Below are 23,937 nucleotides of genomic sequence, written 5' to 3' on the forward strand. Positions count from 1 at the left end.
GGGAATAATGGTCACACTTCAGGATCTGAAACGAATCAGTGATTATGAATGGGAGATCCCTCAAAGCTATCGCCCGGATATGCGCGTGCCGGTGCGGTTATTTGCTACGCGCCGCATGCTGGAAGATGTGATAAAAGATAAATCACTCGAGCAGGCGGTGAATGCTGCCACCCTGCCCGGGTTGGTTGGACACGTCATCGTGATGCCCGATATGCACCAGGGCTATGGTTTTCCCATCGGAGGTGTGGCGGCTACGCGCTTCCCGGAAGGGGTTATCTCCCCCGGGGGAATCGGCTACGACATTAATTGTGGGGTGCGGTTGCTCGGCTCACAGATCAGCTTTGAGGCGGCTAATCCATGGCTGGATGACCTTGCTACGGCTCTCAATCAGCTATGCCCGAGCGGCGTGGGTGAGAAGGGTGTTGTGCGGGCCAGCGAGGCCGAGCTGGAAGAAGTATGCCGGCAGGGTTCACGCTGGGCACTTAAACGAGGCATGGCTTCCGAAGCTGACCTCCGACGCACCGAAGAAGCAGGCTGCGTGGTGGGTGCTGACCCCACCCGGGTTTCGAAACGTGCCCGCGAGCGCGGCCGTCCGCAATTAGGCTCGTTGGGGGCCGGGAACCACTTCATCGAGATCGACCTGGTTGAGCAGGTCTTCGATGCTCAAGCTGCCTCAGTAATGGGCCTGGAGCAAGGCAGGCTAGCCGTCCAGATCCACTGCGGCTCACGCGGCTTCGGCCACCAGATCTGCACCGATTATGTGGAGGAGTTCCAGGCGGCTGTCCGCCGGTATGGCATTCACCTGGTGGACCGTGAATTGGTGTGCGCCCCGCTCAACTCACCTGAAGGACAGGATTATCTGGCTGCCATGCGTTGCGCTGCCAATTACGCCTTCGCCAACCGGCAGATCCTGGCAAACAGTGCTCGGAAAGCATTTGAGCAGGTGCTGGCTGGCAAGGTGAAGGATTGGCAGCTTCACCAGGTGTATGATATCTGCCACAATATGGGCAAGATCGAGACGCATGTCATCGAAGGCGAGCGAATAAAAGTATGTGTCCATCGAAAGGGGGCCACGCGCGCCTTTGGGCCTGGCTCGCCTGAGCTGCCTGAAGAATATCGCCCCATCGGCCAACCGGTGCTCGTCCCGGGCAGCATGGGCACCGCTTCGTGGGTACTGGCGGGCACCGAAGCCAGCATGGAACATTCCTTCGGATCCAGCTGCCACGGTTCAGGTCGGTTGATGAGTCGCCACGAAGCCAAGCGCAATGTGCGCGGCGAAAAGCTGCGCCAGGATTTGGAAGCAGAGGGCATCCACATCCGGGCGGGCTCGATGGCTGGACTGGCTGAAGAAGCTCCCCAGGCCTACAAGGATGTCGACCAGGTTGTTCAGGCTGTAGTCGGAGGGGGCATCGCCCGCAAGGTAGCCCGTCTGCATCCGCTGGCGGTGATTAAAGGTTAGGAACTATTCCACGCGAATAGGCGTTATTAATCCATAATCCATGGAGGTATGAATGTCGCTCAAAAGCATAAGTGTCGTTTTAGTCTTCACCTTATTGTTGGCTGCTTGTTCATCAACCACATCATCACCAGCAATAACCGATAACTCCAACTTACCATCGACTCCGGACAGCTCACCAACACAAATAGCGATGCCCATCCTGCCTGGTGGTTCATCCGCCTATCCCGCGCCGGCTTTTTCTACTGTGTACCCAGCTCCGGGCAGCCTGCCAACACAACCTTCCACCTCACCATACCCTGAACCAGGTACCAGTGATTCAGGGTCAGTAGTAATTCCACCATCGGGATATGAACCGCAGACGACCGATAGCAAACGGATACGGGATGAGGTCATCATAGAAATGGCTGACAGCCAGCTGCTAATTACTGCTACAATCCCTACCCGCGTCGAGGCTGTCCTATCCGGTACCATGCCCAACCCCTGCCATGTGCTGCGGGTCGTGGTCCATCCCGCAGATGCATACAATATTATCAATCTGGAGGCATATGCAATTGTGGACCCAGATATGAACTGCATCATGACCATCGAACCGTTTAACGCGGTCATCCCCTTGGGGAGCTATTCCACCGGCCAGTATACAGTCAACGTGAACGGTGCTCAGCTAGGCCAGTTCAATGCCATGTACACACCACAGGCAAGTGACTCGCAATTGTCACGGAGCGAAGCAACAGTCGATGTGGCAGCTTCTTACCTGGTCTTACCGGCGACTCCCGAAGATAACGTGAGTGTAACCTTGCAAGGTTATCTGCCTGATCCATGCCACCAGCTGCGTATCGCCATGACTCCTCCCGATAACAGTGGGAAAATAAACCTGGACGTTTATGGCGTTTATGATGGAAGCACCAGCTGTATCACCGTCATCCAGCCTTTCAATATCGTTTATCCGATGGGAAGTTTTCCGAGCGGCCAATATTCAGTGTACGTAAATGGAGAGTTGCTGGGAAAATTTGATAGTTAAGTTCATTCGGGTGACGTTGAGATTCATTATTGATCGTGGTAGCCAAGCTCCGAAGCGGACTTAATGAATTCAAAGATGATGGCTGATCTTGAAAAATAACTCCATTCTGGTTAACCATAAACCGCGCATTCTAATTGGATTCAGCTATGGCAAGTAAAGAACAGACCCCGATACACCCAACCGGATATGAGCCTCAGTCTGGTGATAAAAAGCTATCCCGTGACCAGGTTTATTTAGACCTTGACCAGTGTCAGGTCATCATCCACGCCGGCAAGCCTGCCCAGGTGTGGGTTAGTTTAGTGGGTCGGTTATCTGATCCGTGCCATTTGCTGCGAATCATCGTTTCACCCTTGAGTTCTGGAAACGAAATCAACCTGGAAGTGTATTCCTTGTTCGATCCGGGTCAGGCCTGCATTATGGTGATCAAGGAGTTCAGCATAGAATTTCCGCTGGGCAATTATCCACCTGGAAAGTACACCGTGCTAGTCAATGACGAGCAAATAGGAGCCTTCACCTGCAGTAATTCGACAACCTTGCCCTGAAATAACCAGGCAAATTTCCTGGCTTGGGAAAAATCTTGCTGGATTACGTAGCCCAGCATGAAGTAGAGCATAACTTCAGGAGTGGGTGCTGGAACCAACCCGCTCCTGATTTCGTTAATTGGGCTGAAAGCACTTATGTCCTACTAACCCTTCACCAATTCCCCGGGAAGTATAATAAGTGCGATTGATCAGTGGAGGATGATATGATCAAGAAATTGTCCCAACTAATCGCCATTAGCCTGATGCTAGTCAGCTTATCAGCCTGTGCAACTGCTGGCATACCGGTTGAAACCAGCCTTCCCCCTACCCAGGTAATCATTGCCACCTCCACGCCGCTGACACCTACTGAGACTCCTACTAGCTCACCTCCCACGCCCACCCCCATACCCAGCGCCACACCACTACCTGTGAATGCCATCCAGCATTACCCGACCGACCAGGAATTCAGCATCACCTATATCCACATGATCGACCTGACCCATGGCTGGGCGATCGGCAGCCTGGGAGCACGGGCGGGTGACCATGTGCTCTTCACCTCTGATGGAGGTTCCACCTGGAAAGATGTCACCCCGCCCGAGTCCAAACCCGCAGCCGACCAGGCTAAAGCCGCGGTCGGTTTCTTCCAGGATCTGAATACTGCCTGGGTCACCTATTTCATCAACGGTGGCTACCCGATGATCGATATCCCAGTCGTCTGGAAAACTACAGACCAGGGCCTGACATGGACTGCCAGCCAGCCACTCGACATCACTGGTCTCTCTGAGGTCTATGTGCCGGCTATGATACAATTTGTTGCGGGGGAAAACGGCTGGTTATTAGTCCACGTGGGTGTAGGGATGAACCACGATTACATTGTGATCTACCGGACCACCGACGGTGGAACCAGCTGGCAGCGTATCCTCGACCCTTACAATGACGGTGGGATCCAATCCTGCAGCAAGAATGCCATGCTCTTTACCGATGCAACCCATGGCTGGTTGACTGGGGATTGTAATGGGGTAAAGGCAGGGGTGCTCTTGTTCAATACCCTGGACGGAGGGATGACATGGCAGCCTGTGACGCTCCCGGATCCCAGCGGAGCCCCAGGGATATACGAGAACATGAATATGGCCTGCGGCTCGTACGAACCATTCTTCTTCGGAAATGACGTGGGACATTTAAGCGTCCGCTGCGCTGATTACAGTGCAGCCCAAATCCAGAATAAATACTACATCTACTCCACACAAGACGCTGGTAGCACCTGGACATGCATACCCTACCCGGGTGATGCCCTGTACTTTTACTCAGCCGAAACTGGCTGGGCAACTTCGCTCATCTTGCGCAAGACCACCGACGGAGGTCAATCCTGGACGGTGCTCACCGATGTCACCTGGACTCCCCAGATGGATTTCGTCAGTGAGCAGAATGGATGGGCGGTTGCCACTGCTGGCAATGAAGTAGCCCTGGTGAAAACCGATAATGGCGGTTTACGCTGGAGCATCATCATCCCTTCGGTGGGTCCGTAAGCGTAACCGAGCAGATTGCAGCAGGCCTCACTGGATGGCAAAATCTGTGGGGCCTGAATTTATTTCACCGCTTGTCATAAAACTGGCGCGTAATAATCCAGGATGACTTTTATGTGTGGATTGCCCTTAGGTTTTTGGACCTTTTAACATTCTTCCGGTCAGCGAAAATTCTGAGCTTTCTTACGCAGCCCATCCGTCCTCCCCATGTGGGTAGCTTCAGCCAATCAGGGCTTTCACCCTTGACCTTTCCCGCGCAACACTTATAATAAGATAATGTTGATGTTATAAATCCGAATATAATTTACCAGGGAGGATCGTGGGTAGCGGAAGTCACTCACAAAAAAAATATGCAAAGATACCTGATAGAAACACCTCACACCGCCCAAGACTGTGCCATGCTGGTTGAACAGGTGCATGCCATGGGTTACCTCCACAACTTTGATTGGGGTTGTAAAGTTGGGGTGCACATAGGCTGGGCGATCATCGAAGCGGAAGACGAAGCCCAGGCACGCCTAGCAGTGCCTCCTCTGGTTCGACGAAAAGCCCGGGTGATTGAGCTCACCAAGTTCACCGGGGATTACACAGTCGGACACGAAACCACAAGTTGATAGAACCCTTCAGGCATTGAAGAGGTATATAAGGGCGGATGAAATCCGCCTCAGTAAATCGCAGTTATAGAACCACGCAATAAGCTAGGTAAGAATGTCTAAGGGCTCAGCCTCGCGGTGCCCTTACGATTGGATGGTCGAAACCCAATCACCTTCCACAATGTACGGTGTATACATCTCGCCAATACTGCCGATTCTCTTTCGGGTATCCTTATGCTTGCATTTCACCTGACAATAATATTCTGTATAGACGCGCCGAAATCATTTATTAATCAAGTATATAATTAGCGCACCCACACAATCTTGAGGAGAATAGCCAATGAAACGCATGGCAACGGCAGCACTGGTAGCCCTCTTATGCCAATTCCTGTTCAGCCCCACCCAACCCACTGCCTCGCAAGCGGATACGTGGATGACAGGCACATACCTGGGCTGGGTATATTTTCTAGAACGCTCCGACTTTGATTACACCCTGAATGAAAACGGGGTGATGGCAAAAGACTCCACCACCCTGTATCACGAAACCCATGGCGAAATCGAGTGCACTGTATCCGATGAAGCCGGCAATGGCAGCTGTACGGCGACCTTCCCCCTAGAGAAGATAGCAGGCCGGTCGGGTACGTTTACCTCGGAAGGCTGTAATGCCACCTGGACTGAAAGCATTCGCGCTCCGGCAGTAGGTGGAACACAGCCACTCAGCCCACTCTTAGCTTCATCCCTGGGAGATGGATTCTCAATCCCCTTTCTACCAACCTCCGGTGACGCATACGCAAAACTGACAGTAAATGCATCCGGTAGCCCAACCTGCCAGAGCCAGGCGATTTCTACAAAAACCAAGCTGGGCATCACCAAGTGGCCGAATCTGGATTTTCATGTCACCTCCCATACTTTGCTCAGCGCTGGAGGCGAATGCAGCATGGCAGACTTCCCGCGTAAGATGACTGTCGGGCGTGCCGTCACCAAAGCGACCATCGAGCAATGCGAGTGGCGCATGTTCTATTACGATCCGTATGCCAAACTGCCGTAAGGAGGGAACCATGCACACACACCGAAACCTGCTCCCCATGTTCATCCTGCTCGTATTCGCCCTGGCTTGCTCGAAAACAACGCCCGCCCCTGGTACGCAATCTCTCCAGACGCCCTCACCACTGGCTACTAGCGAACAATCTTCTTCACTGGAGACCCCACAAGTGTCGAATGCAACATCCACGCTTGCAAGTGATGCCAGCACAGCCACAGGCAACCAGCCTACCATCGACAGCCTGGTGGAGGGTACCCTCGCCTTTCGCAATGTGAAGATCAGCTTGAGTACTACCCAACCCGATGGCTCAAGTACCAGCCTTGCAGCTGAGATTGATGCAAATGGTGACCAGCACCTGTTGAATACCTATCCTGAAAACCCCGGACTGGTATTCAGTGAGGGGATGCAGTCGCCTCCCTTCAACCTTGAGCTATATGTCGTTGGTGGTGTGGCGTATAAACCAGACGAGGATGGAATCTTCCAGGTCGCTGAGACCCAGGAGATGTCGTTTACCCTCAAGAATGCCATACTCTCGCCAGATGGTCCTGCTTTTTGGCTCAAAGTCTTCCCAGCAGGCAGCCTCACATCGCAAGGGAGCGAATTATTCGGAGGCTTTCAAGCCCAAAAGTATGCCATCCAGGGTACCCTGTACGGGCAGTCGGTTAGTGGTGAGATATGGGTGGAGTCAAGCCAGCAATCTCTGCTGGGGGCGGAGATTGACCTGCCAGCCAGCCTGTACGGCCCACAGACCGAAGGAAGTGTACATATTCACTTACAGGTTGAGCACTCAGACATCTCCCCTATCCAACCCAAGCTGGAAGCGCTTCAAGCCACCCCCGCTGCAGCCCCGGGAACCTCTCAGGGACAGGTGGGTACGCCAGCTGGCTCAAGCCTTCCTGCAGATATCCCGCTATACCCCGAGGCAAGCATCCTGGTTGATCAATCAGGGATCGTGGTTTTTCAATCCATTGCAAGTGTTGAAACAGTAAACCAGTTTTATGTCGATCAGCTGATCGCTCATGGATGGGAAGCGCAAGCTGATCCCTTCAATAGCAGTGGAACGTATTACCAGGCTTGGACCAAGGATGACCGGGTCCTGTCAGTCACGATCGCCCCGGAGGGAGACAAGGGTAGTCTGATCTCAATCGGCTGTGAGGGGTGCGAATAAACATCCTTCCAGCGTTGAGAAGTAGCCGTGTTTTGTAAGGGCACAGTCTCGCTGTGCCCTTATAGTTCAATGCGAGATTGAATCACATATGCCTGAAGGCTTTGTCACAGCTTTGGAGCGCAATCCTTGCGCATTAACAAAATCCTGGGGTGTATGCTGCTCAGACTTAGGCTGATACATAGAGCCGCAATCGTGCTGCGTCTCTACACATTACGATTGGATTGAATCCGTTATCTATTTAAGAAGGTTAGTCTCCAAATTTCTTGACAAACCAGGTCTTCACCACCTGGGTGAGCACAATATAACCCAGGAGTATAGCCAGCAGGAACGGCCAGTACAGCCCCGGCAGTGGGACGAACCCCAACGTGCCAGCCAGGGGCGAATAGGGCAGCCAGGTCCCCACTGCCACAATAGCCAGCGATGTCAAGGTCAACGCCTTGCTGGCGCGGCTTTGGATGAACGGGATCTTGTTGGTGCGGATGACGTGAATGATCAAGGTCTGAGTGAAGATCGATTCGACGAACCAGCCAGTATGGAACAGGGCTGGGTTGGTCCAGCACTTGAATATATATAGCATGAGTGCAAACGTCAGATAGTCAAAGATCGAGCTGATCGGCCCGATGACCAGGATGAAACGGCGTAGATCGCCGATCGCCCATTTGCGCGGCTTTTCCAGCCATTCGGCGTCCACTTCGTCAGTAGGGATAGAAGTCTGCGAAAAATCATACAGCAGGTTGTTGGTGAGCACCTGGATAGGGAGCATGGGCAGGAACGGCAGGAAAATGCTGGCACCCAACACGCTGAACATGTTGCCGAAATTGGAGGAGGCGGCCATCTTGATGTACTTCATGATGTTGCCAAATACGCGGCGCCCTTCCATCACGCCCTGCTCCAGCACCAGCAGGTTATTCTCCAGCAGGATGATATCTGACGATTCCTTGGCGATATCCACCGCGGAATCTACCGAGATGCCCACATCAGCGGCTTTAAGGGCCGGTGCATCATTGATTCCGTCCCCCATGAAGCCCACCACGTGTCCTTTATTCTGCAAGGCCTGGATGATGCGCTGCTTGTGGGAGGGTGAGAGTTTGGCAAACACGGTGGCGGTTGAGGCGGCTGTGGCCAGCTGCTCATCTGTCATGTCTTCGATCGTCGCACCCAGCAGCATGTTCTCCACAGGCAATCCAACCTGGCGGCAGATGCTGCCTGTGACCACATCATTATCTCCGGTGAGGATCTTCACATCCACATTGTGACTGTGCAGCTTCTGAATGGCTTCCGATGCACTCTCCTTGGGCGGGTCGAGGAATGCCAGGAAGCCCATCAGGGTCAGGTCCGACTCATCCTTGACCGTGTAATGAGGCTCATCGTTATCTCCCGGGAAATATCGATAGGCAATGGCAATCACCCTGAAGCCATCGGCGTTCAGGTCGTGGATCATCTTTCGCCGCTTGGCGTCATGTTCAGGCAGTACGTCAAGCACTTCACCCATGATTTCCACTTTTGTAGAAAGAGCCATGATCTCCTCCACCGCTCCTTTACAGATCAGCAACTGGCGGTTGAGGTTATCTTCGATAATGACCGACATGCGGCGGCGTTGAAAATCAAACGGGATTTCATCGATCTTGTGAAAGTCTTCATCCACCTGTAGGTCATAATTTAAGTGTTCATGGTTCAGGATTGCCTCATCCATCAGGTTCTTTAACCCGGTTTGGTAATAACTGTTCAGGTAGCCATAATGCAGAACCCGATCAGAGGTACTGCCTCTCACATCCAGGTACTTTTCCAGGACGATCCGCCCCTGGGTAATGGTGCCGGTCTTATCGGTGCACAGCATATCCATAGCGCCAAAATTTTGAATGGAATCCAGGCGCTTGACGATGACCTTCTTGCGCGACATGGTAATGGCACCTTTGGAGAGATTCACCGTGACGATCATGGGCATCATCTCAGGGGTGAGGCCGACTGCCACTGCCAGGGCAAACAAGAAAGCATCCAGCCAGTTGTGCTTGCTTAAACCGTTAAACAGGAAAACCAGCGGCACCATGATCGCCATGAAGCTGATCATCAACATGGTGAATTGGTTGATACCCTTATCGAAGCTGGTGACCACGCGCGTGCTGGCCAGTGAGCTGGCCAGGGTGCCAAAGTACGTCCGGCTTCCGGTGTGGAGCACCACCGCCGTGCCCGAACCCGATTCAACATTTGAGCCCATGAAGCAGATGTTTCCACACTCGAGTGCATTATCAATCGTGTCTGCGGGGGGTCCGGGTGTTTTTTCAACCGGAAGAGATTCACCCGTAAGGGCGGCCTGGTTAAGGAACAGGTCCTTAGCTGTTAGCAGGCGCACATCCGCAGGAACCATGTCACCTGCAGAGAGCATAACCACGTCGCCTGGGACGAGATCCTTGAGTGAGATCTCCTGGTGGTGACCTTGGCGCACTACCGTGGCGGTAGTGCTCACCATGGCTTCGAGATCCTCGGCGGCATGATCGGCCCGTTGTTCCTGGAAATAGCGTAACACCACTCCCAATACCACCATCAAGAAGATCACACCAGCGGCGCGAATATCTCCCGTCAGGTAGGAGATGAACCCCAATACCAATAAAAGGATGACCAGCGGATTTTTTACATTATTCCACAAACGCATGTACCAGGTGATGCGCTTCTTGCTAGCCACCTCGTTGTGCCCGTAGGTGCCCAGGCGCGTTTCAGCTTCCTCAACGCTCAGGCCATTGGGAGAAGTCTTCAGCTGTTCAAAAACAGCGGATAGGTCTTTTTTTGCGTATTCGACAAGCTGTTTCGAGATACCGGTTTCATTTCCACGGGTTGCCCCCGTCAGGCGTGCAGGAGTGGAAAGTAATGTTGCGAAGAAGCCCATTTTTACCTCCTTTCGGAAAATAAATACCCCCACGCTGAAGGATCGCGCAGGGGCAGGCAATGAGGACCGCTATCTCATGGGATGCACTACCTTACCCTCGGCAGCTCCAATCAGCCAGGTGGCTAATTTGCTTATGACTACGATCAGATACCTTCATGTTTTTTTTCTGACTTTCTGCTCTTGTCAAGCCTGACTAATATAGTCCTGCGTATCAGATGTGTCAAGAGACGGATTCGTGACATCTTATCCTTGATTAGAAGGACGAAATATTCGTGGGATGAGCCAATGAGCTTCCATCCGCTGTCATCCAACCTGAACAAGCAGACGAAGTTGTAAGCAAAGGCTTCCTTACATAAGTGATAAGCAAAAAGTACCTGATATCGAGTATTGTATACTTACCAATTTTTCTTCGAAGCAACTTGTGATGATGAAATCAACTTCTCAGATGGTGTACTTATTGCAACACCTCCTCCTGGAGGTCCGGCATGAATGATAGATTAGCTACAGCTGTATTGACCACGATCAGACGCGATGATCATCATCGCACGCACACCAGGCAGATCAGGAAACTGACAAAATCGGATGCTGAATTGGAATATCGTTATCGCGCCATGCTGGAGCAAATCCCAGCCGTAATCTATACAGATGCGGTGGGCGAACCCAATCAGACCGTATACATCAATCCTCAGCTGGAAGCCGTCACCGGCTATAAGGTGGAAGATTGGATGACCGACAACGATCTGTGGTTCAAAATCATCCATGAAGATGACCAGGAGCGAGTGGGGGCTGAGAATTTACGCACTGAAGAAACTGGAGAACCGTATAAAGTCGAATATCGCATTCGAACACGCCAGGGTCAATTGAAATGGATTTATGATGAATCCTGGCTTATCCGAGATGAGGCAGGTAAGCCGCTATTCTGGCAGGGTTTCATGATCGACATCACCGAGCGTAAGCACGCTGAGATGGAGCTTGAGCGGCATGCCACCGAACTTTCCGCTTTGCAAGAAACGGTGCTGAACCTGACCATCCGTCAATCGCTGCCTGACTTGTTGAACCTGATCATCGAACGAGCCACCAAGCTATTGGATTCTAACGGGGGTCGCCTTTACCTGGTCGATCGAGAAGCCCAAACGATTAAATGTGTGGTTTCCTACAATACGCATTGCGATGATAGCGGACCTATCCATCAGTTTAACGAAGGAGCAGCGGGAAAGGTGGTTAAGACTGGAAAACCATTAATCATCAAGGATTACACCCGCTGGCCTGGAAAGGTAGCGCTCGCAGAGACCGGTGACCCACCATTGCCGGCACTGGCAAGCGTACCCATGACCTGGCAGGGACGGGTGATCGGCGTGCTGCACGTCTTCAGGGAGAAACCATTCACGCCCAGAGACTTGGATCAGTTGACCTTGTTCGCCAACCATGCTGGAGTGGCAGTCGAAAATGCCCGCCTGTACGAATCAGCTGCGCTTGAGATTGAAGAGCGTAAAAGGGCTGAAGCAGCCTTACGCGAATCGGTTACCATTTACCGCCAGGCGATTGAATCAACTGGGGGAGTTCCGTATTATCAAACTTATACCAATGCTGGTAAAAATATCCGTTATGACTTTATCGGCGAAGGAATCCAGCAGATCACTGGATATTCCGCAGATCAGTTTAATGAAGATATTTGGAAATCGCTGATCCTGGATGCCCGGCTGATGGGAGACCTGGCAGGTTATCCATGGGATGAAGCGCTTAGCAGGATCATTTCGGGTGAGAATCCCGGTGTGAATTGGAAATGTGAGTACCGCATAAAAGCCAAAGACGGTACGATCCATTGGGTGTTCGATTCGGCCGTGGAGCTGAGGGATGAAAATGGAGTCTCTCATGGATCCATTGGCTTATATCGCGACGTCACAGAAGCAAAACGGGCAGAACAAGTTCAACAGGCTATCTACCGCATCTCTCAGGCATTAGTGACGACTGCCAGCCTGGATGAGCTATATTTTTCCATCCACTCCATCCTGGCTGAGCTGATGCCCGTGGAAAATTTTTATATCGCCCTGTATGATGCGCCCAATGACCTGCTTAGTTTTCCATACTATGTAGACCTTTATGATCAAGCACCTCCGCCAGCCAAACCAGAGCGCGGTCTGACGGAGTATGTGCTTCGTACGGGGCGGCCGCTTTGGGCTCCGGAAAAGGTGTTCCAACAACTTGTTAAGCAAGGAGAAGTGGAAGTCGTCGGTTCCGATTCAATCGACTGGATCGGCGTACCACTCAAGGTGGCAGAGCGGGTCACGGGTGTGATGGTAGCTCAAAGCTACGAGGAAGGTGTGCAATACAACCAGGATGACCTGGACCTGATGGAGTTTGTGTCCACCCAGGTGGCGGTATCCATTGAGCGCAAAAAAGCCGAGGATGCGCTGCGGGCCAGCTTGAAAGAAACCCGCCAGTATGCAGATCGAATGGCGTTGCTCAACCGCGTGGCGCGTGCCATCAGCTCAACCCTCGACCTGAATGACATGCTCGAAATCGTGTATTCAGAAATCATCCACGCGGTTCCTGCCGATTCCTTCTTTATGGCGCTTTATGACCAGCAGCTTAATCAGCTCGAATTCCGCATCAGGGTGGACGGCGACGTGCGCGAAACCCCCTCCGTTCGACCCCTCGGGAACGCATTGACTGCCGAAGTAGTCAATAGTAGGAAATCCTTGCTGATCCAGGACTATGAGCTTGAAAAAGAACACCTCCCCACAATGTCATTGTGGGGAACGGGGATGCCTTCCAGGTCCTGGCTGGGTGTCCCCATGCAGCTGGGTAATAAGGTTGTCGGTGTCATCTCAGTGCAAGCCTACCAGCCGAACGCATTCGGAGAACGCGAGCGTGAGCTTTTAGCGACCATTGCGGATAATGTTGCTGTCGCCATCGAAAACGCACGATTGTACGAAGCGGAAAAATTGCGTACTGCCCGCCTGACTCAGATCGTTAAGATAGGTATCGACCTGGCCTCACTGCGACGTGAAGGGGAAGTCCTTGACACCCTGGTCAGGCGCGTGGCTGAGGTGATGGACAGTTCGACATGCACGGTGCTGCTGATCAACCAGGAGAAAAATGAAGCCGTCCTGACTGCCGGAAGCGGAGTGCCGTCGGGCTCGATTAATTCCCGGATAAGGTTGACCTTACCCGTGATCCGTAAGCTGATCGACACTGCGGAACCGTTGATCATCTCCGATATCGATAACCAGGAGCCAGCCATCCGCAAGATCCTGGTACGGCCAGACATTAACGCTTTCTTCGCTTACCCTATGGTGAGGGAAGGGCGGGTGATAGGGGTGATCACCCTGAGCAATGTCAGGCCTTACCATCCATCTTCAGAGGAAATCTCCGCATGCCATCTGTTAGCTGAACGGGCTGCAGCCGCATTGGAAAACGCACGGCTGTTTGAGATCACCGAACACCAGCTACAGCAGGTCCAGTGCCTGCGCACCATTGATTCAGCCATCGCTTCCAGCTTCGACTTGAAGTCGATCCTCAACATCATCCTGCAGCAGGTCATTTCACAACTGGGTGTGGATGCAGCCGACATCCTGTTGTTGAACCCTCATAATTATGCGTTCGAGTACTCAATCGGTAAGGGATTCCTCACCAAAGCCATCGAGAAATCTCGTTTCCTGTTGGGCGAAGGTGTGATCGGTCACCAGATGATGGAGCGGCGCACAATTCACATAAACGACCTTAAAGCTGTCATCCACAATTTCCGGCGCGCCGAAACGTTTATCACCGAAGGCTTCATCTCCTACTCGGCAGTCCCGCTGATTGCTAAAGGTGAGGTAAAAGGTGTCTTGGAGGTATTTGACCGGACGCACCATGAGCATAGTGCGGAATGGGAGGAATTCCTCGAAACCCTCGCCGGGCAGGTTACGATTGCCATCGACAACTCGCAATTATTCACCAACTTGCAACGCTCCAACCTCGAGCTCAGCCTGGCGTACGATGCCACCATCGAAGGTTGGTCACGCGCCCTGGATATGCGCGACACGGTTACCGAAGGCCACACCCGGCGTGTCACCGAAATGGCACTCACCCTGGCTCGGGTGATGGGTATGAGTGAGGCTGACCTGGTGCACATGCGCCGGGGCATCCTGCTGCATGACATGGGGAAAATGGGTGTGCCGGATACGATCCTGCTGAAGCCGGATGCCCTGACCGATGATGAATGGGAGATCATGCACAAGCATCCCCAGTATGCTTTTGAGATGCTGGCGCCCATATCTTACCTGCGCCCAGCGTTGGATATCCCCGGAAGCCATCACGAGAAATGGGACGGCACCGGCTACCCGCGTGGCCTGATAGGCGAGCAAATCCCGCTGGCTGCCCGCATATTCGCCGTGGTAGACGTCTATGATGCGTTGACCTCCGACCGACCTTACCGGAAAGCATGGTCGAAGGAAAAATCTATTCAATATATCCTGGATGAACGCGGAAAATCATTCGACCCAAAGGTAGTGGATGTGTTCATGTCTCTAAAGAAGGAAATGAGATTATTGGACAACGTTGACGATTAGCAGTTTTTTCTAGGGTGATCAACTAACCTGGCTGGTCTTTGAAACCAGCCAGGTTTTTTTTTGATGATTTCCCTGCAATCTACAAGTGGCAATACAGCAGAATAATCACGGCTGTAGGCGAAGCAATAAAAACCATAACTGCACGATGATATTTAAAGTATACTTTCTATTAAATAAGCTTCTACAGAGCTGTACATCAGCTTTATGGTCCATTTGAGGGATTAGCCACAACAGATGAATAATACAGCTGAGTTCTTTAATAAAATTAAGACGGGGAGCATCGACTCTGTGAGGAACATGCTTGATCATACGCCAGGGCTGATTGGTGCAAGGTATGAAAATAGCGTCTCACTGGTGCTGATCGCGGTGTACTATGGGCAGGCTGAGATCCTGGAGTTGCTCCTGGAGCGAAAAACCGACCTTGATATCTGGGAGGCAGCCGCCACCGGCGATTTACTGAAAACCGATGAGCTGCTTCACGCAAACAGCTCGCTTGTGGATCGTTTCTCACCGGATGGTTTTACCCCGCTAGGCCTGGCAGCCTTCTTCGGGCATGAAGTTGTGCTCGAGCGCTTGATTACCGCCGGTGCGGATGTAAATATTGCCTCGAACAACACAATGAGGGTGTGCCCCTTGCATAGCGCGGTGGCGCATCACGACGCTGACATAGCCTGCGATATGGCAGAAATGTTATTAAAACACGGAGCCAGGGTCAATGTGGTTCAGATCGGTGGATGGACACCCCTCCATGAAGCTGCTGCAAACGGCAACATTGACCTGGTGAAGTTACTCTTGAAGTATGGAGCCGACAAGTCTATCCCCAACGACGACGGGACAACTGCCCTTGACCTGGCTAAGAAGAATGGGCATGAGCTTCTAGCCGAAATGCTTGCTTAGATCATTATTACGACGGTTTGGTTGTGTATAAACAGGTAGAACTAAAATAACAGGAATGCTGAAATGCAAAATCATCCGATTTATATCACCGATTGGGGAGATCTCGACCTTGCATTACCTCTGGCAAATAAATACCAGGTAGGGCTTGAAGTCCAGGAATTTACCAGCCCACGTGATCTGGAGACATCTAATCTTTTGCGCAACGAGATCATCGAGATGACCAAAGACCTCGCCCACCTGAGCATGCATGGCCCGTTCTCCGATCTGATCCCTGCCAGCCGTGATCAATTGATCAGGCAGGCTACTCTCGAGCGGTTCAGGCAAGCCTGTGAAGTGGCACAACAAATTGGCACGGAGCACCTCATCCTGCATTCGGGGTTCATCCCCAAGACGTATCCGGGTGAGCTATGGCTAAGCAACTCGCTTGCATTCTGGACGGAGTTTCTGAGCACCACCCGCTATGAAGGTAAAATCCACGTCGAGAACGTGTATGAGGACAGCTTTACCAACCTTAGGGAGCTGATTGATCAGGTAAATTTGGCCCTTAATCGAGAGCGCATCACCATTTGCCTGGATATCGGGCACGTGAATTCGAATTCATCCAAGACGTTAGAGGAATGGATCTCCGGGCTTGGGGATCGCATCTGTTACGTCCACCTGCACAATAATGGGGGCAGCCTGGATGACCATTGGCGGTTGGATAAGGGCACCATTCAGGTTGAAGGGGTGCTCGATTGGTTGGCAAGGCATGCACCCCGGGCAGTCTGGACGGTCGAAACACCTGTGGAAGACCTTGATCCATCCCTTATGTGGCTGCAGGAAAGGGGCTATTTACCAGCGCTCGAGGCTTGAAGTGAGACAGCGGTTTAGCAGGGCAGCGCCGGATGTGTAATCTTTTTGGGCTGAAAAATAATATAAGGCTTCTTACTGCTGGTGGCTGATCGGCTCGAAGCGTGCATTGGTCAGGCTGACCAGGGCTTCCACCGACATACGGATATTCAAACCTCGACGACCTCCCGAGATATGGATCTCACGAAATCCTTTTGCGCTCTCGTCGACCACAACTTGAAAGCCTTTGTTGATCAATGCCAAAGGAGAGATGCCACCGACCTGCAAGCCAGTGAGCAGTTCAGCTTCGTGCTCCGTTGGCAGGTGCAGTTTCTTTTCATCTACAGCCTTTGCCAATAACTTCAGGTCCACTTCGGTCGATCCGGGGACGACTGCCAGGATGGGTTTGCCTTTGCCCTCACGTTTAACCACGATGGTCTTGTACACCTGGTCGAGGGGAATATTCAATAACTGGGCAGTCTCCACAGCACCAAGTTTCTCCGCCGGCAGCTCATAGGCGGTGTAGGGTATTTTTTTGGCGTCGAGCAGGCGAGTAATATTATTGGCGACCACAGCGTTGACTTCCTGTTAATTCTCCTGTATATTAATAAGTACACTGCAATAGTATCGGGCATTGCAATTGGTATTCTGGAATTCCCAATTTTACTGATTGATTTTACTGCAAAACTGAATAGCTAGTTTCAACGGTTGATTAATTCAAGGTATGAAGCTGTGATTTTGCATCAGGTTGGTGCATTTTCTATCGAGCATCCACCAGGTACAGGTGGATACACCTACGTTTATCAGAGGAGGGAGCTATGTCAGAAAAACCGTGGTTAAACCATTACGTCGCCGGAGTTCCAAAAACCCTGGAACCGTATCCAGAGATCACCCTGATTGAGACGTTGCGCGAGATTGTGAAGGTGAAGCCCGACTTCCCCGTCCTTTATTTCAAGGGCGCCACACTGAGCGCGACTGAGCTTGAAAAGCTGAGTAACGTATTAGGTGCAGGGTTGATTGCTAAGGGAGTAAAGAAAGGTGACCGGGTGGCATTGGTCTTACCCAACAGCCCGCAGAGTGTCATCGGTCTATTCGGGATCTGGAAAGCAGGAGGGATCGCCGTCCCTTTGAACCCACTGTATACCGAGAGTGAGCTGGAATTCGCCCTACAGGATTGCGGAGCATCAGCTGCAATCGTACTTTCATCATTCTATAACAAGTTCAAGGCTGCCCAGGCACACAGCAAAGTAGGCTATGTGATCGCTACCAATATCAAAGAATACCTGCCGCCAGTGCTGCGCATCCTTTTCACCGTTGCCAAAGAAAAGAAGGAAGGCTACCGTATAACCTTGCAACAGGGGGATTTATGGCTGGGCGACCTGCTCAAGCAGTACGCTGAGGCGCCAAAGCCCAGTGTGAAAGTTGGCCCGGGGGATCACGCCATCTTCCTGTTCTCGGGTGGTACGACGGGTGTTCCCAAGTGTGCTATCGGTTCACATAAGGCTCTGGTGATCTCGGGCATGCAGATCAGCACGTGGTTCAGGCCTAATACCATCGAGTGGCAGGATACGATCATGCAGAACATGCCGCTGTTCCACGTGTACGGGCTGGCAGGTGTATTGCCTACCGGGTTGGTTGGACACAACACCTTGATCCTGATCCCCAACCCGCGTGACATTAATGACATGGTTGAGACCATCCACAAGGTCAAGCCCGCTTTTCTGCCCGGTGTGCCAACGTTGTTTATCGCCCTGATCAAGCACCCAGACGTCCAATCGGGCAAGGTGAGCCTGAAGTCGATCAAAAACTGCATCTCGGGTGCAGCCCCGCTGATGATTGAGACCAAGCAGCGCTTTGAAGCCTTGACTGGAGGGAATATCGTTGAAGGCTATGCCATGACTGAAAACATGATGGCCACGGTCATTACACCGGTTGGTGGAACCTATAAGCAAGGCTCCACCGGGGTGCCCCTGCCGGATATCGAAGTGCGGATCGTTGATGCAGACACAGGTTTACAGGAGTTACCCACCGGCGAGGTGGGTGAGATCACCACACGCTGCCCGCAGCTGATGGTGGGGTACTACCAGCATCCCACGGAAACTGCCAACACCATCCGGGATGGCTGGTTGTTCACGGGTGATCTCGGTTATTTAGATGAGGATGGTTACCTGTTCATTGTGGATCGCAAGAAAGATGTGATCAAACCCAGCGGATTCCAGGTATGGCCGAGGGATGTTGAGGAAGTCATTGCAGCACACCCGGCAGTGGCGGAAGTCGGCGTAGCAGGCATCCCGGATGCCTACTCGGGCGAAGCGGTAAAGGCCTGGGTGGTGCTGCGAGAAGGGCAAACGGTGACTGAGGACGAGTTACGCCAGTATTGCCATACCAAGCTGACTAACTACAAGGTACCAAAATTCTTTGAATTCCGTACCTCATTACCGAAATCGATGGTGGGCAAAGTACTGCGCAGGGAGCTGGTCCGGCAGCAAGAATCAGGCGAGATACAATAACCGTAACGACCCAATGGGCACAGGCTGATACTCACTGGCCTGTGCCCTTGTTGTTAACTTTGGAAGACTGGTGATACACTTAACCGATGCAGTACCCCAATTCCCCCACACACAACAAGATCATAGAACTCCATGCCTGCTAGCCTGATGGGGATATTCCTTGCCCTTGCTTCCGCAGCAGTTTGGGGAGGCGGTGATTTCAGTGGCGGGCAGGCAACCCGCAAGAGCCACCAATACCAGGTGCTCATGTTGGCAGCCCTGACAGGCATGGTGATGTTGGGGTTATGTGCCCTGGTGAGAGGAGAAGGGCTACCGAGTGGGCGGAACTTCTTGTGGGGAGCACTAGCTGGTGCCAGCGGGGCATTGGGGGTCGCAGCCCTTTATAAAGCCTTATCGATGGGGAACACCGCCAGCGTGGCACCTACCTCGGCCATCATCTGTGCGCTGATCCCGGTGCTGTATGGCCTGATTACAGTCGGGCTCCCAACCACCACCCAGCTGGTTGGATTTGTGCTGGCATTCATCGGCATCTGGCTGCTAAGCAGATCACCTCAAGCAGGTGACGGAGATTTCCGCAAAGGTTTAGTCCTGGCCTTCCTGTCCGGGATCGGATTTGGAGGCTTCTTCCTGTTCATATCTTTCGTTGAAAAAGGCCAGGTTTTTGTCCCGATCCTAGTAGCCAGGACGGTCACCCTGGCCATCGCCATCATCATGCTACGGGTGAACCGCTTGCCCTCGCCCGGGATCGTATCTAACCCGCTGGCATTGTTGGCAGGGGTGCTGGACACAGGTGGTAATATTCTCTACCTCCTGGCGACGCAGCTCACCCGCCTGGATATTGCCGCTTTGCTTTCATCATTCTACCCAGCCAGCACAGTCATTCTGGCCCGCATCATTTTGAGGGAAAAAGTTTCACCGGCACAACTGGCAGGCCTGCTCCTATGCCTGCTGGCAATGACCTTGATCATTTTATAACTGGAGGTAGGCCATGCATATTGAGCATATCGCCATATGGACCAATCAGCTGGAGCAAATGAGGGAATTTTACGAAAACTACTTTCAAGCCAGGGCAGGCAAGAGATATTTTAATCAAACGAAGCAGATTGCCTCCTACTTCTTGAACTTTTCCTCAAGCGCTCGCTTGGAACTCATGACCCATTTGATTGTTCCTGAAGCGGATACGCTGACGGGCAGTCAATCCCGGGAGAATTTTCATATTGCTATTTCCGTTGGAAGCGAAGGAGCGGTGGATCTACTGACCGAACAGATCCAAAATGATGGTTATCAGGTTGTGGATGGACCTCGCCGTACCGGAGATGGTTATTACGAGTGTGTGATCCTCGACCCAGATGGGAACCGGGTAGAAATCACCGTATGATATCAGTCAGGTAAGGCTGGTAAAATACTCTCCTAGAGACCTGCCATGCATAGCAGATGGAAATAGAATATTATCTGATAAGAGCAAGGTACCATGATTTTGCTATTTGAAAGGAAGTCATATCGTGGATTCAATAACGACAAATGCTCCAGCCCAAAGCAATCTTTATAGCTCACGATTAAGGGCAGATTTAATACAAGGTGACTGGGAAGGGTTGTACCAAACCGCTTCCACATGGCTGGATGCCGAACCAGGCCATCCGGCGGCGACATTCGTACAAAATATCGCCTGCCTGTTCACCAATCCACCGAACATCATTCGCAATAAAAGCTATCTGGTGAAGGTGAGTAAAAAAGATTGGAATGAAGTGCTTGTTTGGTTCAAGGGATTCCAAACCGAGGCAGACAAACACAACGCGAATTTCCAGGTTTTAGATTTCATTTTACAACCCCAATCGAAGAAAAAAACCAGCATGGAAGGCGCTCTATTGGAGCATCCAAACCACGCCGAGCTGTTATTTTTGCAGGCCATTGCATCACAAGACCATAATTTATCAATTGAAAAACTAAAGCTAGCGGTGGAGAATAAACCCGAGTTTCCGGCTGCCATCTATCTGCTCGGGATATTCTCGCTCGAGGTGAACAAGGTAGAGGACGCGGAGAAATATCTGAAGCAGGCTATTGCACAAGCCCCGGATTTCCTTGAAGCACACTACCAGCTTGGCTCATTGTACTCCCTGTACATCCCGGATGCAGACGAACAGGCTAAAGTACATTTCGAAAAGGTGATCGAGCTTGACCCGCAGGGGGGAGCCGGCACGGATGCCCGGAAAGTACTGGATACAGGCACGGCGCCGCAATACGGGCAACGCATTGCCAAACGGGGAGGCCGAGGTGGCGGAATGTCAATCTTCACCATCCTGGGGATTTCGCTGCTGGCGATGGTGCTGTTTGCCGGACCGTTATCGAAGCTGTTTCGGATACCCAACCCGACCGCGGTGGGATTGATGGCAGGTTTATTCGTCTTCATTGGGTTGTACTCGGCATCCAGGAAACAGAAATAGCTCTTGCTAGGCAATATAGGATGAGACGATGAGCTGGCAAGATCAGCTGAAAGGTGATCCCATCACCTGGTTATTGCAACCGGATAACCCCGGGGTACGCTACCTGGCGCTGCGTGACCTGCTTGATAAACCTGCTGACGACCCAGAATTTATCTCCGCATGCTCAGAAGCACATCAGAATGGAGCCATTGCTGGCGTGCTTGATAACATCCACCTCGAAGGCTATTGGGCGAAACCAGGCCCAGGATATACGGCCAAATATCGCTCAACCGCCTGGACCATCATCCTGCTGGCGCAGCTGGGAGCCAGGCTAGATCAGGATGAGCGTATTGACCGGGGGTGCCGCTATCTCATGGAGCATTCCTTCTCCCCTGGTGGCCAATTCAGCGTCTATGGAACACCATCAAGCACAATCGATTGCCTGCAAGGCAACCTGCTGTGGGCTCTGCTCGAGATCGGCTATGCAGACCCCCGCCTGGAGGCAGCTTTTGACTGGATGGCACGTACAGTGACGGGGGAGGGCCTGGCCTCCAGAAACGACAAGGATGCTGAACGCAGGTATTACGCCTACAAGTGTGGGCCATTATTCGCTTGTGGACCTAATTATGGCCAGCCCTGCGCCTGGGGGGGTGTCAAGGTCATGCTGGCCTTCGGTAAACTCCCAGAAAGTCAACGATCACCACTGATAAAGCAAGCCATCCAGGAAGGATTGGATTTCTTCCTGGGTATTGACCCGGCAACGGCTGCCTGGCCGACCAGGCTGGGCGATAAACCCAGCCGAAACTGGTGGAAGTTCGGCTTCCCGGTGTTTTACATCACTGACCTGCTCCAGCTGGTGGAAGGGTTGGTGGTCTTGGGTTATGGTAAAGACCCACTGCTTGCGAACACGCTGGAGCTCATCCGGGATAAGCAGGATGAAAATGGCAGGTGGCTGCTGGAGTACGACTATACAGGTAAGACCTGGGGAAACTATGGGGATAAGAAACAACCCAACAAGTGGGTAACATTGAGAGCAATGAGAGCGCTAAAGCGAGCTGCTAGCGGATAGACCCGGTTTACTGCATATGTGCGCCAGGCAACACCCGGTTTTCACAGCTGTATACGATTCGGTGTCACAGCTTGCCTGACGAGGAACACCCGTACTGGATTCAGTGGGAATCTTTACAACGGCAGGCTCAAGGTGAACACGGCCCCACCTGAAGCATGATTGGCGACCGTCAGGTCTCCCCCGTGGGCACGCGCCAGCTGGCGGGCGATGGCGAGCCCCAGCCCGCTGCCTCCCTCGGCGCGGGTGCGAGATTTATCTACCCGGTAAAAACGTCCAAAGATATACGGTAACGCTTCGGGAGGAATCCCCGGACCCGAATCGTGTATGTGTACCATGGCTTTCTTCGCTGACGATACGATAGCCAGCTCGACTTTCCCACCAACGGGGGTGTAGCGCAATGCGTTTGATAGCAGGTTGGTGAGGATCTGCTCCAGGCGGATCGGATCCAAAGAGACAGGTGGCAGTGCGGATGGTGGAGGAGTGATGACCAGCTCAACCTGCTGGGTGACAGCCTGGGGTTGAAAACGCTCCACCACCCTGCCAACCAAAGAAACCAGGTCGGTCGGGGTGCGTTCCAACTCAATCTGGCCGGCATCTGCCATAGCGAGCGTACGTAAGTCTTCCACCAGGTGGGTGAGCAGGTGATTTTGATCGACCACCGGCACCAAGTTATCCACAGTGAGGGGGTAGACTCCATCCTGGAGCGCTTCCAGGTTGGCGCGCTGGACAGCCAGCGGGGTGCGCAGCTCGTGGGCGATATCCGCAGTCATGGCACGCCGGGCTTCTTCTGCCTGCTGGAGCGAATCGGCCATCTGGTTAAAGGTGTGGCCGAGGTCTGCCAACTCATCTTTTCCATTCACTTCCACACGCTGTGACAGGTCACCCTCAGCAAGTTTCTTGGCTGCCACGGTGAGAGCGCGCACCGGGCGCAGCAGCGTGTAAGCCAAGGCGGAGGAAACAACCAACCCCAGCACAACGGAGAGAATCCCGGCAAGTAAAACACTGCGGTTCAACCGCTGGAGCACGGCTTGCTCGTTGCCAGGAATAACATTCATCCCACCCTCGTAGAACAGGTAACCTACGTCCTTCCCAGCCACGATGATTGGGATGGAATTTTGCAACTCAACAGGAGCCAATTTCTGCCCAATTTGGGCTTGCTGGGTATCTGCGACGACCACACCTGAGGAATTCGCCAGGAGCAGGTGTTCATTCATCATATTGCTCATCCCAGATGGAACTCCTCGCGGTTGTCTGAAAATGGACTGGACATCATTCCAATTGCCGTTGTTGCGGAAATAATTTTCAAGGCCGGTTGCCAGCTCATTCAAGCCATACATACCACCCCGAAACATGAAGGTGCGGACCTCATTAACAGCCCCACGCCGGGCAATCACCGCCACCAGCGAGACAGAGACGAACACAATCAGGGTAAAAGCAAGGAAAAGTTTAAGGCGCATG

The 23,937-nt window shown here is 52.5% G+C and carries 19 protein-coding genes; 15 read left to right on the forward strand and 4 right to left on the reverse strand.

What is annotated here, in order from left to right; all coding sequences use genetic code 11:
• The first annotated feature begins 7 nt into the window (after window positions 1-7).
• A complete protein-coding gene (locus C3F13_04350; GenBank protein PWB55517.1) occupies window positions 8-1,459 on the forward strand; it encodes an RNA-splicing ligase RtcB in 1,452 nt (483 codons plus the stop codon).
• Between the two features lie 3 nt (window positions 1,460-1,462).
• Here the strand turns inward: C3F13_04350 and C3F13_04355 are convergent, their stop codons facing one another.
• Complete coding sequence (locus C3F13_04355; GenBank protein PWB55518.1) at window positions 1,463-1,657, reverse strand: hypothetical protein; 195 nt, start codon at window positions 1,655-1,657, stop codon at window positions 1,463-1,465.
• Here C3F13_04355 and C3F13_04360 point away from each other — a divergent pair.
• The 6 genes from C3F13_04360 to C3F13_04385 all read left to right on the forward strand — a co-directional run bounded on the left by C3F13_04360 (window position 1,650) and on the right by C3F13_04385 (window position 7,321).
• Window positions 1,650-2,477 (forward strand): hypothetical protein, encoded by an 828-nt coding sequence (locus C3F13_04360; GenBank protein PWB55519.1) that lies wholly within the window; start codon window positions 1,650-1,652, stop codon window positions 2,475-2,477. The genes C3F13_04355 and C3F13_04360 overlap by 8 nt on opposite strands.
• Window positions 2,478-2,623: 146 nt before the next feature.
• Complete coding sequence (locus tag C3F13_04365; GenBank protein PWB55520.1) at window positions 2,624-3,019, forward strand: hypothetical protein; 396 nt, start codon at window positions 2,624-2,626, stop codon at window positions 3,017-3,019.
• A 203-nt stretch (window positions 3,020-3,222) separates the two neighbouring features.
• The gene (locus C3F13_04370) at window positions 3,223-4,524 is read left to right on the forward strand and encodes a hypothetical protein (protein PWB55521.1); all 1,302 of its coding nucleotides are present in this window, start codon (window positions 3,223-3,225) and stop codon (window positions 4,522-4,524) included.
• Window positions 4,525-4,871: 347 nt separating this feature from the next.
• Entirely contained in the window at window positions 4,872-5,132 is a 261-nt protein-coding gene (locus C3F13_04375; GenBank protein ID PWB55522.1) for a hypothetical protein, read from the forward strand.
• Window positions 5,133-5,451: 319 nt separating this feature from the next.
• Entirely contained in the window at window positions 5,452-6,159 is a 708-nt protein-coding gene (locus C3F13_04380) for a hypothetical protein (GenBank protein ID PWB55523.1), read from the forward strand.
• 10 nt (window positions 6,160-6,169) lie between these two features.
• Window positions 6,170-7,321 carry a hypothetical protein gene (locus tag C3F13_04385; GenBank protein PWB55524.1) on the forward strand — a complete coding sequence of 384 codons (1,152 nt, stop codon included), beginning with the start codon at window positions 6,170-6,172 and terminating at the stop codon, window positions 7,319-7,321.
• Window positions 7,322-7,568: 247 nt separating this feature from the next.
• On the opposite strand, the gene mgtA is transcribed toward C3F13_04385, so the two are convergent.
• Complete coding sequence (gene mgtA, locus C3F13_04390) at window positions 7,569-10,202, reverse strand: magnesium-translocating P-type ATPase (GenBank protein PWB55525.1); 2,634 nt, start codon at window positions 10,200-10,202, stop codon at window positions 7,569-7,571.
• A 485-nt stretch (window positions 10,203-10,687) separates the two neighbouring features.
• Here mgtA and C3F13_04395 point away from each other — a divergent pair, with 485 nt between their 5' ends.
• From C3F13_04395 to C3F13_04405, 3 genes are all read left to right on the forward strand, one after another.
• A complete protein-coding gene (locus C3F13_04395; protein ID PWB55526.1) occupies window positions 10,688-14,755 on the forward strand; it encodes a hypothetical protein in 4,068 nt (1,355 codons plus the stop codon).
• A 234-nt stretch (window positions 14,756-14,989) separates the two neighbouring features.
• Window positions 14,990-15,652: a hypothetical protein gene (locus C3F13_04400; GenBank protein ID PWB55527.1), complete on the forward strand. Its 663-nt coding sequence runs from the start codon at window positions 14,990-14,992 to the stop codon at window positions 15,650-15,652.
• A gap of 63 nt (window positions 15,653-15,715) precedes the next feature.
• The gene (locus C3F13_04405; GenBank protein ID PWB55528.1) at window positions 15,716-16,504 is read left to right on the forward strand and encodes a hypothetical protein; all 789 of its coding nucleotides are present in this window, start codon (window positions 15,716-15,718) and stop codon (window positions 16,502-16,504) included.
• A gap of 72 nt (window positions 16,505-16,576) precedes the next feature.
• Here the strand turns inward: C3F13_04405 and C3F13_04410 are convergent, their stop codons facing one another.
• Window positions 16,577-17,053 (reverse strand): Cys-tRNA(Pro) deacylase, encoded by a 477-nt coding sequence (locus C3F13_04410; GenBank protein PWB55529.1) that lies wholly within the window; start codon window positions 17,051-17,053, stop codon window positions 16,577-16,579.
• A 245-nt stretch (window positions 17,054-17,298) separates the two neighbouring features.
• Here C3F13_04410 and C3F13_04415 point away from each other — a divergent pair, with 245 nt between their 5' ends.
• The 5 genes from C3F13_04415 (at window position 17,299) to C3F13_04435 (ending at window position 22,479) form a co-directional block, all read left to right on the forward strand.
• Window positions 17,299-18,990, forward strand: a complete 1,692-nt coding sequence (locus C3F13_04415; protein ID PWB55530.1) for an AMP-dependent synthetase — start codon at window positions 17,299-17,301, stop codon at window positions 18,988-18,990.
• A gap of 132 nt (window positions 18,991-19,122) precedes the next feature.
• A complete protein-coding gene (locus tag C3F13_04420; GenBank protein PWB55531.1) occupies window positions 19,123-19,965 on the forward strand; it encodes an EamA family transporter in 843 nt (280 codons plus the stop codon).
• 13 nt (window positions 19,966-19,978) lie between these two features.
• Window positions 19,979-20,368 (forward strand): glyoxalase, encoded by a 390-nt coding sequence (locus tag C3F13_04425; protein PWB55532.1) that lies wholly within the window; start codon window positions 19,979-19,981, stop codon window positions 20,366-20,368.
• A 124-nt stretch (window positions 20,369-20,492) separates the two neighbouring features.
• On the forward strand, window positions 20,493-21,431 hold the full coding sequence (locus C3F13_04430; protein ID PWB55533.1) for a hypothetical protein: 939 nt from the start codon (window positions 20,493-20,495) through the stop codon (window positions 21,429-21,431).
• 28 nt (window positions 21,432-21,459) lie between these two features.
• Window positions 21,460-22,479 carry a nitrogen fixation protein NifH gene (locus C3F13_04435; GenBank protein ID PWB55534.1) on the forward strand — a complete coding sequence of 340 codons (1,020 nt, stop codon included), beginning with the start codon at window positions 21,460-21,462 and terminating at the stop codon, window positions 22,477-22,479.
• A 113-nt stretch (window positions 22,480-22,592) separates the two neighbouring features.
• Here C3F13_04435 and C3F13_04440 read toward each other — a convergent pair whose 3' ends face one another.
• Window positions 22,593-23,936, reverse strand: coding sequence for a sensor histidine kinase (locus tag C3F13_04440; protein ID PWB55535.1), 1,344 nt, complete (start codon window positions 23,934-23,936; stop codon window positions 22,593-22,595).
• Between the last annotated feature and the right edge of the window lies 1 nt (window position 23,937).

Source organism: Anaerolineales bacterium (genome assembly GCA_003105035.1).
Classification (GTDB): Bacteria; Chloroflexota; Anaerolineae; order Anaerolineales; family UBA4823; genus FEB-25.